This window comes from Phreatobacter sp., assembly GCF_022843985.1.
Classification (GTDB): domain Bacteria; phylum Pseudomonadota; class Alphaproteobacteria; order Rhizobiales; family Phreatobacteraceae; genus Phreatobacter.
This window is the reverse complement of the sequence record NZ_JALHMP010000051.1, coordinates 1-11,282: the sequence shown is the minus strand read 5'-3', so window position 1 is coordinate 11,282 and position 11,282 is coordinate 1. Positions and strand designations below refer to the sequence as shown.

The window sequence follows — 11,282 nt, the reverse complement described above, 5'->3', positions numbered from 1 at the left end:
GGCCGCCTCGGGCGCCGGCTCGCCGCGGGGGGCGCGGCGGCTGCCCGGCTCGGCCGAGGCCTGGTCATCGCCCGGCAGGCGGCCGAGCGTCAGCGGGAAGGCGCGCTCGGCGCCCTCACGGATGACGGTGAGGCGCACCGTGGTACCCGGACGGACGGCGCCGATGCGGCGGGTGAGATCGCGGGCATCCTTCACCGGCTGGCCGTCGACGGCGACGATGACGTCCGAGGGCTTCAGGTCGCTGCTGGCGGCGGGGCTGGCCGGCTGCACGCCGGCGACGAGGGCGCCCTCGGGCCTGGGCAACCGCAGGCTTTCGGCGATCTCCGGCGTGATCGCCTGGATCTGGACGCCGATCCAGCCGCGGGCGACCGAACCGCCCTCGCGCAGGGCAGCGACGACGGTCTTCGTCGTCTCGGACGGAATGGCGAAGGCGATGCCGACATTGCCGCCGGAAGGCGAGAAGATGGCCGTGTTGACGCCGATCACCTCGCCATTGGCATTGAAGGTCGGGCCGCCGGAATTGCCGCGGTTCACCGCCGCGTCGATCTGGATGAAGTCGTCATAGGGGCCCGAGCCGATGTCGCGGCCGCGGGCCGAGACGATGCCGGCCGTCACCGTGCCGCCCAGGCCGAAGGGATTGCCGACGGCCAGAACCCAGTCGCCGATGCGGGGGGCGGTGGCGGCGAAGCGCACGAAGGGGAAATCCGTGCCTTCGGCCTTGAGCAGGGCGAGGTCGGTGCGCTGGTCGGTGCCGACCACCCTGGCCTTCACGGTGCGTCCGCTGTCGAGGACGACGTCCGCCTCGGTGGCGCCGCGCACCACGTGGTTGTTGGTGACGATGTAGCCGTCGGCCGAGATGAAGAAGCCCGAGCCCTGCGACATGCCGCGCGGGCCACCCGGACCACGGGGTCCGCCCGGGCCGCCGAAGCGCGGGCCGCCGGGCATGCCGGGGCCGCCGAAGCGCGGGTCACCGCGGAACTGTTCGCCGAAGCGGCGCATGAAGCGCTCCATTTCGCCGTTCTCGTCCTCCTCCATGCCCGGCAGCTGGCGGTTGGTGATGGCCTGCGGCGCGGACTGGGTGACGCGGACGGAGACGACAGCGGGCTTCACCCGCTCGACCACGTCGGCGAAGGACATGGGGGCGGACTGGACGCCCTGGGCGGTGGCGCTGGCGACGAAGGGGGCGCGGGCCGGCTGCAGGGCAAGGGCCCCGGCACCGACGGCGAGGACGGCGACGGTACCGAGAAGGGCGGCGCGCATGCGGGACGTCATGGAGGATCTCCGAGGGATCGCGGCACGCGGGGGTGGTGCCGCCTCTGGAGGAAACCATGGCGGAGGCCGGATTACACCATCCTGACGGGACCATTACATCTTGGTAAGGTTCGGGCGGGGCGGCCGCCCGTTCAGGGCTTCAGGGCCGCCTCGAGCCGGGCCTTTTCCTCGTCGGTGAGCGGCAGCGGCGCGGTGACCACCGCGACCCGCCGGCGGCGGACGACGACAAGGAGATAGGCGATGCCGGCGAGGAGGAACACCAGCGGCGCGATCCACAGCACCGCCGTGTGCCAGCCGAAGCGCGGCCGCAACAGGACGAACTCGCCGTAGCGGGCGACGAGGAAATCGATCACCTGGCGGTCGCTGTCGCCCGCCGTCAGCCGTTCGCGGACCAGGACCCTGAGGTCCCGCGCCAGCGGCGCATCGGAATCGTCGATGGCCTGGTTCTGGCAGACCATGCAGCGCAGGTCCTTGCTCAGGGCCCGGGCGCGCTCCTCCAGCCGGGGGTCGGACAGCCGCTCGCCGGGCAGGACCGCGAGGGCCGGGGTCGCGGTCATCAGAACGGCGAGAGCGAGGGCCGGGAGACGCATCGCCCCTACTCCGCCGGCTGCACGGCGGCGGCGACGCGGCGGGCCGAGGGCTTGGGTGCGCCGACCCGCAGGCGCCGGTCGGACAGCGAGAGCAGGCCGCCGAACATCATCACCAGGGTGCCGATCCAGATGAGCAGGACCATGGGCTTGTAGAAGAAGCGCAGGGCGATCGAGCCATCCGTGCCGGGATCGCCGGGCGAGACATAGAGCTGCGACATGCCGCGCGTCTTCAGCGCCGCCTCGGTGGTCGGCATGGCCCGCGCCGTATAGACGCGCTTGGCCGGCTCCAGCGTGCCGGCATCGACGCCGCCCTCGCGGACCGTCAGCCGGGCGACGAGGTCGCGGTAGTTCGGTCCCTCGACCGGGACGAGCCCCTGCAGCGTGATGTCGTAGCCGGCGACGGCGATGCTCTCGCCGGGCCGCATCTGCACGATGGTCTCCTGCTTGTAGGCGGTCTCGCCGACGATGCCGAGCAGCATGACGCCGACACCGGCATGGGCGATGGCGGCGCCCCAGGCGGCGCGCGGCAGGCCGCGGGCGCGGGCGAGGCTGGTGGCGGCGGGGGCGCGGAAGAGCTGGATGCGCTCGGCAATGTCAAGGATCGCGCCGACGATAACGTAGAAGGCGAGGCCGACAAAGAGCGGCGCCAGGACCGGGCCGCCCGTGGTCACCGCATAGGTGGCGAGGGTGGCGAGGATGGCCGCGGCGAAGGCCAGGGTCAGGCGCTGCGCCACGGCGGCGAGGTCGCCGCGCTTCCAGGCGAGGAAGGGACCGAAGACCATGGCGATCATCAGCGGCACCATGAGCGGGCCGAAGGTCCAGTTGAAGAAGGGCGGACCAACCGAGATCTTCGCCCCGGTGAGGGTTTCCAGCGCCAGCGGATAGAGCGTGCCGATGAAGACCGCGGCACAGGAGGCCGTCAGGAACAGGTTGTTGAGGACAAGGGCGCCCTCGCGCGAGACCGGCGCGAAGAGGCCGCCCTGCTTCAGGGTCGGGGCGCGCCAGGCATAGAGCGCCAGCGAGCCGCCGATGAAGACGACGAGAATGGCCAGGATGAAGACGCCGCGCTCGGGGTCGACGGCGAAGGCATGGACCGAGGTCAGCACGCCGGACCGGACGAGGAAGGTGCCGAGGAGCGAGAGCGAGAAGGTGAGGATGGCGAGCAGCACCGTCCAGACCTTCAGCGCCTCGCGCTTTTCCATGACGATGGCGGAATGGAGCAGCGCCGTGCCGGCGAGCCAGGGCATCAGCGAGGCGTTCTCCACCGGGTCCCAGAACCACCAGCCGCCCCATCCGAGCTCGTAATAGGCCCAGTAGGAGCCCATGGAGATACCGGCGGTCAGGAAGATCCAGGCGACCAGCGTCCAGGGACGGACCCAGCGCGCCCAGGCGGCGTCGAGCTTGCCGTCGATCAGGGCTGCGACCGCGAAGGCGAAGGACATGGAGAAGCCGACATAGCCGACATAGAGCAGCGGCGGATGGATGGCGAGGCCGATATCCTGCAGCAGCGGGTTGAGGTCGCGGCCCTCCATCGGCGCCGGGGTGATGCGGGCGAAGGGATTGGAGGTCTTGAGGATGAACAGCAGGAAGGCGACGGTGATCCAGCCCTGCACGGCCAGGACATTGGCCTTAAGGGTGAGCGGCAGGTTGCGGCCGAAGACGGCGACCAGCGCCGAGAACAGGGTGAGGATGACGACCCAGAGGACCATGGAGCCCTCGTGGTTCCCCCAGACTCCGGAGATCTTGTAGATCAGCGGCTTGGTCGAATGGCTGTTCTGGAAGACGTTCTCGACCGAAAAGTCGGAGACCAGATAGGCATAGGTCAGCACCACGAAGGACAGCGTGACGAAGGCGAACTGGCCGAGCGCCACGGGCGAGGCGGTCGCCATCAGCGCCGCGTCGCCACGGCGCGCGCCCCAGATCGGCACGACGGATTGGACGAGCGCCAGGGCAAGGGCGAGGACGAGCGCGAAATGGCCGACTTCGGGGGACATCATGGGGACCTCGCCGGGGATTGCGGGGTTGACGATCCTGCCGCGTTCGGATTCGGCGCGGGATCGCCGGGCTTCCAGTGGCCCTGCCGCTTCAGGCTGTCAGCCACTTCCTTGGGCATGTAGTTTTCGTCGTGGCGGGCGAGCACCGTGTCGGCGCGGAAGCTGCGGTCGCCGGACAGGACGCCCTCGGTGACGACGCCCTGCCCCTCGCGGAACAGATCCGGCAGGATGCCGCGATAGGCGACCTGGATCGAGGTGCGGCCGTCGGTGACGGCGAAGGACACTTCCATGTTCTCGCCGCGGCGCACCGAGCCGGCCTCCACGAGGCCGCCGAGCCGCATGCGGGCGCCGGGCTGGAGGTTCTTCTCGACGATGTCGGTGGGCGACTGGAACAGGGTGATCGACCCCGACAGCGAATAGAGCACGAGACCGGCGGCGACGCCGAGCACGGCGAGCGCGATGCCGATCAGTGTCAGGCGGCGTTGCTTGCGCGTCATGCCGCCGCGGGAGAGAACGGGTGTGCCGGTGGTGCTCATGAGCCGCCGATCCCCAATTCGTTCACCAGGCCGTCGAGCCGGCCGATCTTGTCCGCCTCGCCGGCGAAGCGCTGGCGGGCGCTGGCCACAGCCGCCCGGGCCTTGTCGGCCTCGCCGAGCACGGCATAGGAGCGCACCAGACGGATCCAGGCATCGAAATCGGCGCCGTCCGAGGCGAGGCGCGCCGCCAGCCCGTCGACCATGGCCCGGATCTCGGGGGCGACGACCGCCGCGGGGGCCGGCGCGACGGCCACGGCGGGCCCGCCGAGACGGGCGATCTCGGCCTGCAGCATGGCGATCCAGGGGGCATCGGCCGGCGCCTCGGCGACCAGCTTCGCCCAGATGGCGCGGGCCTCCTCGGGCTTGCCGTCCTGCTCGGCCGCGAGGCCGATGAAATAGCCGGCCTTGGGATGGCCGGCGCCGAGGGCGAGGGCCCGCTCGAAGCCCGCCTTGGCCTCGGCGGTGACCACGCCGCCCGCCGAGAGGGTCTGGGCTTCCGCAAGGTCGGCCTCGCGGTCGGCGGTCGGCCCGAGGATGCGCAGGGCATTGGCCCGGGCCCGCACGGCATCGGGAATGCGGCCGAGCCGCAGATAGACCGGCGCGACGACCTCCCAGCCGCGGCCGTCGCCGGGATTGGCCGCCAGATGCGACTCGATCCGCGCCATCAGACCGGCCATGTCGCCCGGGACGGGAACGGCACGCTGGCGTTCGGCCAGCGGCTGGCCGGCATAGCCGGGATGGCCCCTTGTGCCGTAGGACACCGCGGCAATGGCGGGAATGACGACGATGGCGCCGACGGCAACGAGACGGCGGCGGCGGGCCGCGCCCTCACCGGCCGTGGCGGCCATACGCTCGGAGGCGGCGATCAGGCGGCGGGACACCTCGATGCGGGCGGCCTCGGCCTCGGCGGCACCGATCAGGCCGGCATCGGCATCGCGGCCGATTTCGGCCAGCTGGTCCTTGTAGACGGCCACGTCCATCTCCGACTCCGCCGCCGCCACCGGGCGCGACAGGGGCAGCAGGACGGCGAAGATCGCTGCGGCCGTCATGACAGCGATGGCAAGCCAGATCGTCAGGGAGCCTTCCATGGTCGTGGGGCGACGTCCGATCATACGGGGCACCGACGGGCACCCAACCTTGAATGATGCTAAATAGAGCACCTGTCGGCGACCGACAACGCTCAGGATGTCGCGCTCAGCAAGGTTTGATGTCGCGCAAAGGCGGGGCGGCTCAGCGGCTGCCGCCCTTGCCGCTGTTGATCGCCACGTCCGCCGCCTTCTGGAGGAGCTGGGCATAGCTCGGCCCGAAGATGCGGGCGGAGAAGCGCACCGCCGCCTCGATCTGGCTGATCTTGAGGGCGCGGTCGACATCCGGCGAGGAGCGGATGTTCTCCATGAGCTGGGTCAGCGTCGGGTCGAGATAGCCCTGGATCTCGGTAAAGGCACGCGTGGTGAGCTCATTCAGCGCAATCTCGGAGGCGTGGCTGCGGCAGGTGAGGAGCAGGTCGAGACGGGCCTCGACCGCGCTGACGACCTCCTCGCTGATCGGCGACATGGGCTGGTCGGTGCGCTGGCGCGGCCGGATGAGGCGCCGGACCTCGCCGGGAATGCCCTCGATCTCCGCCGAAAGCACCGCCGCGAGATCGGCCCTCAGCTTGGCAACGCGCCGCTGCCAGGGCCCATCGCCCGTCAGACTCATGTCGGTGCGCAGCGAGCGGACCGAATCGTGAAACTCCTTGATGCCGGAGGCGGCCCGGTCGCCACGCCCGTCCTTGATGGCGCGCGAGACGCGCTGGGTGGCGCGCTCGATGTCGCAGATCACCAGATCGACGGCGGCGCGGTAGGGGCTGGCGGCGATCTTGCTCGGCTCGTCGCTGTCGGCGGCCAGCACGGCGAGGCGCACGAGCTGGGCGCGATGGGTCAGACGCGCCTGGAGCAGCGTCAGGCTGAAGGGCAGCAGGCCCGGTCTGGAGGCCGCCAGCGGGTCGAGCATGGCGCGGACATTGGCGAGCCCCTCGTCGGCGAGGTTCTTGATCGCGGGCGGCGCCTTGGCGATGACCGCGGCGATCACGGTCGCATCGTTGAGGACCGCGAGGACGTCGGCGAGATCCTCGCGGGCGCGCTCGTCGCCGACGCGCATGTTGAGCTTCTTGCGCTCCAGTTCGCCGGCATTGGCATGTTCCAGTGCGGCATAGGCGGCGGCGCTGAATTTCGGCACGAATTCGGCGATGGCGGCGGCCACCGGCACCTCGTCGCCGGTCATCTCGGCATTGCGGCAGGTAAGCTCCAGCGCCGCCACGTCATCGGGCACCAGGTCGCGCTTGAGAAAGGTCCAGATCGCCGGCAGCGAGGCGCGCATGATGCGGCCGCGGACCTTGGTCTCCAGCCGCTCGTCGATGAGGAAGGGCTCGAGCGGCCGGAACAGCAGCCGCGGGGCGGCATCCTCGCGCGGGCGATCCTCGGCGACGGCGGCGAGGGCCGGCCGCGGCGCGGGATCCGTCCCCATCCTGAGAGCGGCGATGATCAGGTCGCCGCCGGGGATGTCCTCGCCGCGGGCGCGGGCGCGGGTGATCTCGGCGGAGAGCAGTTGTTTGGCGGACTCCGGCAAGGCCGACAGATAGGCGCGCAACCGCTCCACCGGCGGGGGAGCGGCAGCACTGTCCGGCTTTTTGACGGCGGCCTCGGTCATCACCGACAAGCTTAGGCCGCCGACGTTAAGAAGTGGTGGCCGGCACCCGCCTCAGCCGACCGGGCTCCAGCTGCCGTCGGGGTTGCGGCAGGCGGTGCCGACGGCGGTCTGCGGCCGGCCGCCGATATAGATCGTGTGGGTATATTCGCGGCAATAGAAGGAGCCGCGGTAATAGGCGCGGCCGGGCTCGACATAGCCATAGGCCTTTTCCGAGCGCCATTCGGAGCGGCGGCCCTCGACCCAGACGACGCGCTCGGCCTCATAGGCGCGCTGGCGGTCCTGGGCGTCGAGATCGCGGCCGATGGCATTGCCGATGAGGCCGCCGATGGCGGCACCGGCGAGGCCGGCCGCCAGGCGCTCGCCCGGTCCGCCGCCGAACTGGGAGCCGATCAGGGCACCGGCGACGGCGCCGACGGCGGTGCCGGACTGCTCGCGGGTTTCACAACCGGCGACGGTGAGGCCGATCAGGACGGTGGCGGCGACGAGACGGAGGCGCATGGGAGAACCCGTTCATGGAGCCGGCGCGGGCCGGTGGATGAGTGACCCGGTCAATGTCCAGCGGAATGCGGCAAAACGGCGGCGTTCTCTCACACCGCCGGCAGGCGCAGCACCGCCCTGAGCCCGCCGAGCGGGGCGGCGTCGAGCCTGAGGCTGCCGCCATAGAGGCTGGCGAGTTCGGAGACGATGGACAGGCCGAGGCCCGAGCCCGGCTTGGTCTCGTCGAGGCGGCGGCCGCGCAGGCCCACCGCGTCGCGCTCGGTCGGCGTCAGGCCGGGACCGTCATCGTCGACGGTGATGGAAAAGAAGGCGCGGTCCGCCGAGGTGGGGCTGTGCTCGCGGGCGCCGGTGACGACGATGCGTCCGCCGGCCCATTTGCAGGCATTGTCGACGAGGTTGCCGACCATCTCCTCGAGGTCGTTGCGCTCGCCGCGGAACATCGCCTCCGGCGGCACGGTGCAGGTGACATCGAGGTCGCGGTCGCGGTGGACCTTCTGCAGGGTGCGGGCGAGGCTGTCGACGACATCGGCAACCGGCACCACCGTGGTGGCGACGCGCGCCCGCGCCGCCGCCCGAGCCCTTTCGAGGTGGTGGTTGACCTGGTCGCGCATGACCTGCGTCTGTTCGGCAACCTTGAGGGCAAGGGGATCGTCGCGCCCGGCCGCCTCGTTCTGGATGACGGAGAGCGGCGTCTTCAGCGCATGGGCGAGATTGCCGACATGGGTGCGCGAGCGCTCGACGATCTCGCGGTTGCTGTCGATCAGCGCATTGACCTCGCGCGCCAGCGGGGCGATCTCGACGGGGAAGTCGCCCTCCAGGTGCTCCTGCTCGCCGGCGCGGATGGCGGTGAGCCCGCCGACCAGCCGCTGCAGCGGCGTCAGGCCGACGCGCACCTGCAGCATGGCGGCGACGATCATGCCGACGGCCAGCATCAGCAGCGTCGCGATCAGCGTCAGGTTGAAGCTGCGCACCGACACCAGGATGTCGTCGGCCGGACCGGCGACGACGATGGTGAAGTCGCCGTCCTCGCCAAGTTCGATGATCCGCTCGACCGCCCTCAGGCGCAGGCCGTTCGGCATCTCGATATAGCCCTCGCGCGACCGGGTCGGTCCGTCGGCGGCGGCTTCGGAGACCAGATTGGGCAGGCGCCCGTCGAACAGCGAGCGCGAGGCGCGGATCTCGTTGCGGCCGGCATCGGTGCGCAGGATCTGCCAGTACCAGCCGGATTGCGGCAATTCGAACAGCGGCTCACCGAGATTGGCGCCGACGACGATGGAGGTATCGTCCACGGCGCCGGCGAGATCGGCGATGAGCAGCTTCACATAGACCTGGATGCGGCGGTCGAAGCCGCGCTCCACGGCGGTGCGGTTGACCGCCGCGAGCACGATGCCGGTGACGGTCAAGAGGACGACCGCGAAGGTCAGCGCGAGCAGGAACAGGCGCCGCGCCAGCGAAGGCGCGCGGGGCGCGGCGGCCATGTCAGGGGCTCGCGGCGGGCTGCGTCGGCGGCTGGAGAATGTAGCCGAGACCCCTCACCGTCTGGATGACCTCGACACCGAGCTTCTTGCGCAGGCGACCGATAAAGACCTCGATCGTGTTGGAATCGCGGTCGAAATCCTGGTCGTAAATGTGCTCGACCAGTTCCGTGCGCGAGACCACCTTGCCCTGCTGGTGCATGAGATAGGCAAGCAGGCGGTATTCGTGGGAGGTCAGCTTGACCGGGTTGCCGTCGACGGTGACGCGGCCGGCGCGGGCGTCGAGGCGGACCGGGCCGCAATGGAAGTCGTTGGTGGCCTGGCCGGCGACCCGTCGCAGCAGGGCGCGCAGGCGGGCGAGCACCTCCTCCATGTGGAAGGGCTTGGCGACATAATCATCGGCGCCGGCGTCGAAGCCCTGCACCTTGTCGGACCAGCGGTCGCGGGCGGTGAGAATCAGCACCGGCATGATGCGGCCGGAGCGGCGCCACTGCTCGAGCACCGAGATGCCATCCATCTTCGGCAGGCCGATATCGAGGACGACGGCGTCATAGGGCTCGCTGTCGCCGAGATAGTAGCCCTCCTCGCCGTCGAAGGCCCTGTCGACCACATAGCCGGCATCGGACAAAGCGGTGGTGATCTGCCGGTTGAGATCCGGATCGTCCTCGACGACGAGCAGGCGCAAGGGAAGGACTCCTGGATTGGGGACCGGTGGCTAGCGCACCTGGACGAGCTGGCCGTTCGTCGCGTCGATGCGGACGCGCATGACCTTGCCATGCCGGGCGACCACTGTCAGCAGGTAGACGAGCTGGTTGCCGGCCCGGCAGAGCCGCGCATTGATGACCTCGCCGCGGTGCTCGGGCCTGAGCGCCCGCTGGGCCTGGACCAGCGGGATGGCCTCGCCCTCGGCCACCGCCACCCGGCGCTCGGCCGGCGACAGGCAGGCCATCTGTGCAAGCGCCGGCCCGGCGGACACCGCCAGGGCGAAAGCGAGCGCTGATGTGCGTGCGAGGATCATGGGACATCGTGATCGGGGTCAGGCCTTCACGCTAGTCGGCTGGCCTGAACCCCGGATGAATGTGCGTTCAGATTGCCGTGATCGGTGCTCAAGGCGTGAGCTTGCGACGCGCCAGAACGCGAAAAACGATGGCTCCGGCCAAACTCATACCGGTGGCAGCCTGCAGCAGCGCCTCGGCGAGCGCGCCCTGGTCGATGAGCTGCGTCTCGACGCCGAAGACCGAGGCGAGGAGGCAGGCGAGGCCCACGAGGCTGGACCAGACGGTGCGGCTGGCGAGGACGGGCTTGAGGCCGAGCGTGGTGAGATCGGTCATGGTCAGTCTCCTGTGCTGGGGTGAAGGCCTGCCGCTCGCCTCAGAGGGCGAGGACGGCGTCGAGGGGGTGGCCGGGCCCGGCCAGGGCCGAGACCTGGGCGACGGAGAGACGGAGGAGCGCCTGGGGCGCGCCGAAATCGGCGATCTCCTCGGCCGTGGCGTAGAGATGGGACGGCGCCGCGGTCTCAAGGCTGCGCAGCGGCACACCCGCCGCGTCGCGGATGGTGAGCCGGTAGCGTTCGGCGGCTTCGCCGAGGCCGATCTCGGCCATGTCCCAGCCATCACCGCCAAGCCGGGTGCGGCGGGTCCAGGCGATGCGGATGCCCGAAGCCTCGCGCCGCGCCCGGGCTTGGACCGGCGCGAAGGGGGTCAGGGCGGTCAGGTCGGCGGTGGCCTCCACCTCGGCCATGGCGGGATCGCCGGCCAGCAGCACGGCGGCGCCGATCCGGTAGCGGAAGGGCCGTCCGACCAGGTCGAGCCCGGTGCCGAGCGGCGCCAGCGGCCCGTCGAGCAGGACGCAGAGCGCGCCCGGCGGCACCGGACCGGTCCGGTGCTCGGTGCCGCGCTGGCCGCGGATCAGGCGAGAGAGGACATAGGTGCGGTCGGCGACCAGCACCGCGTCGCGGAACTGCAGCACCTCCCAGCCGCCATCGGGATGGCGTAGGGCCATGGCATTGGCACCGTCCAGCACCGCCGCCTCCGGCTGGCCGGCAAGCGCACCGGTGACGAGTTCGACCGTCACGGCCGCGCCACGGTCCCAGCGCCAGGGGCGGCCGGCAGCCAGCGCCGTCAGGGTCCGGCCCATGAGCGAGGGCCGTTCCAGCGTGCCGACGGCCGCGTCGCCGAGCCCCTCGCCGCCGCGCCAGACCCGATAGGGCCCGCGCCAGGGCGCAGCGGC

Annotated in this window: 11 protein-coding genes and 1 pseudogene; all 12 read right to left on the bottom strand. The window is 70.9% G+C overall.

Features of this window, described 5'->3' with window-relative positions:
• The coding region (locus Q0C57_RS21010; RefSeq protein WP_296579868.1) for a trypsin-like peptidase domain-containing protein at positions 1-1,272 on the bottom strand (1,272 nt) is incomplete at its 3' end.
• Between the two features lie 131 nt (positions 1,273-1,403).
• A complete protein-coding gene (locus Q0C57_RS21005) occupies positions 1,404-1,862 on the bottom strand; it encodes a cytochrome c-type biogenesis protein (protein WP_296579866.1) in 459 nt (152 codons plus the stop codon).
• 5 nt (positions 1,863-1,867) lie between these two features.
• Entirely contained in the window at positions 1,868-3,856 is a 1,989-nt protein-coding gene (locus tag Q0C57_RS21000; RefSeq protein WP_296579872.1) for a heme lyase CcmF/NrfE family subunit, read from the bottom strand.
• Positions 3,856-4,353 (bottom strand): cytochrome c maturation protein CcmE, encoded by a 498-nt coding sequence (gene ccmE, locus Q0C57_RS20995; protein ID WP_296579870.1) that lies wholly within the window; start codon positions 4,351-4,353, stop codon positions 3,856-3,858. The genes Q0C57_RS21000 and ccmE overlap by 1 nt, the downstream gene beginning before the upstream one ends.
• Positions 4,354-4,388: 35 nt before the next feature.
• A complete protein-coding gene (ccmI, locus tag Q0C57_RS20990) occupies positions 4,389-5,504 on the bottom strand; it encodes a c-type cytochrome biogenesis protein CcmI (protein WP_296579865.1) in 1,116 nt (371 codons plus the stop codon).
• A gap of 118 nt (positions 5,505-5,622) precedes the next feature.
• A complete protein-coding gene (locus Q0C57_RS20985; protein WP_296579863.1) occupies positions 5,623-7,080 on the bottom strand; it encodes a hypothetical protein in 1,458 nt (485 codons plus the stop codon).
• A gap of 51 nt (positions 7,081-7,131) precedes the next feature.
• Positions 7,132-7,578, bottom strand: coding sequence for a glycine zipper 2TM domain-containing protein (locus Q0C57_RS20980; RefSeq protein ID WP_296579861.1), 447 nt, complete (start codon positions 7,576-7,578; stop codon positions 7,132-7,134).
• A gap of 89 nt (positions 7,579-7,667) precedes the next feature.
• Positions 7,668-9,056 (bottom strand): ATP-binding protein, encoded by a 1,389-nt coding sequence (locus tag Q0C57_RS20975; RefSeq protein ID WP_296579859.1) that lies wholly within the window; start codon positions 9,054-9,056, stop codon positions 7,668-7,670.
• Position 9,057: 1 nt separating this feature from the next.
• Positions 9,058-9,738: a response regulator transcription factor gene (locus Q0C57_RS20970; protein WP_296579857.1), complete on the bottom strand. Its 681-nt coding sequence runs from the start codon at positions 9,736-9,738 to the stop codon at positions 9,058-9,060.
• A gap of 30 nt (positions 9,739-9,768) precedes the next feature.
• Complete coding sequence (locus tag Q0C57_RS20965; protein ID WP_296579855.1) at positions 9,769-10,071, bottom strand: hypothetical protein; 303 nt, start codon at positions 10,069-10,071, stop codon at positions 9,769-9,771.
• An 88-nt stretch (positions 10,072-10,159) separates the two neighbouring features.
• Positions 10,160-10,384: a hypothetical protein gene (locus Q0C57_RS20960; protein WP_296579852.1), complete on the bottom strand. Its 225-nt coding sequence runs from the start codon at positions 10,382-10,384 to the stop codon at positions 10,160-10,162.
• Between the two features lie 40 nt (positions 10,385-10,424).
• A pseudogene (locus Q0C57_RS20955) lies at positions 10,425-11,282 on the bottom strand (hypothetical protein); the annotation flags it as partial.

What these genes read in the sequence shown, in the direction of transcription:
- Q0C57_RS21005 (WP_296579866.1), bottom strand. Translation starts at nt 1,862, where the DNA reads ATGCGTCTCCCGGCCCTCGCTCTCGCCGTTCTGATGACCGCGACCCCG.
- Q0C57_RS21000 (WP_296579872.1), bottom strand. Translation starts at nt 3,856, where the DNA reads ATGTCCCCCGAAGTCGGCCATTTCGCGCTCGTCCTCGCCCTTGCCCTG.
- ccmE (WP_296579870.1), bottom strand. Translation starts at nt 4,353, where the DNA reads ATGACGCGCAAGCAACGCCGCCTGACACTGATCGGCATCGCGCTCGCC.
- ccmI (WP_296579865.1), bottom strand. Translation starts at nt 5,504, where the DNA reads ATGATCGGACGTCGCCCCACGACCATGGAAGGCTCCCTGACGATCTGG.
- Q0C57_RS20985 (WP_296579863.1), bottom strand. Translation starts at nt 7,080, where the DNA reads ATGACCGAGGCCGCCGTCAAAAAGCCGGACAGTGCTGCCGCTCCCCCG.
- Q0C57_RS20980 (WP_296579861.1), bottom strand. Translation starts at nt 7,578, where the DNA reads ATGCGCCTCCGTCTCGTCGCCGCCACCGTCCTGATCGGCCTCACCGTC.
- Q0C57_RS20975 (WP_296579859.1), bottom strand. Translation starts at nt 9,056, where the DNA reads ATGGCCGCCGCGCCCCGCGCGCCTTCGCTGGCGCGGCGCCTGTTCCTG.
- Q0C57_RS20965 (WP_296579855.1), bottom strand. Translation starts at nt 10,071, where the DNA reads ATGATCCTCGCACGCACATCAGCGCTCGCTTTCGCCCTGGCGGTGTCC.
- Q0C57_RS20960 (WP_296579852.1), bottom strand. Translation starts at nt 10,384, where the DNA reads ATGACCGATCTCACCACGCTCGGCCTCAAGCCCGTCCTCGCCAGCCGC.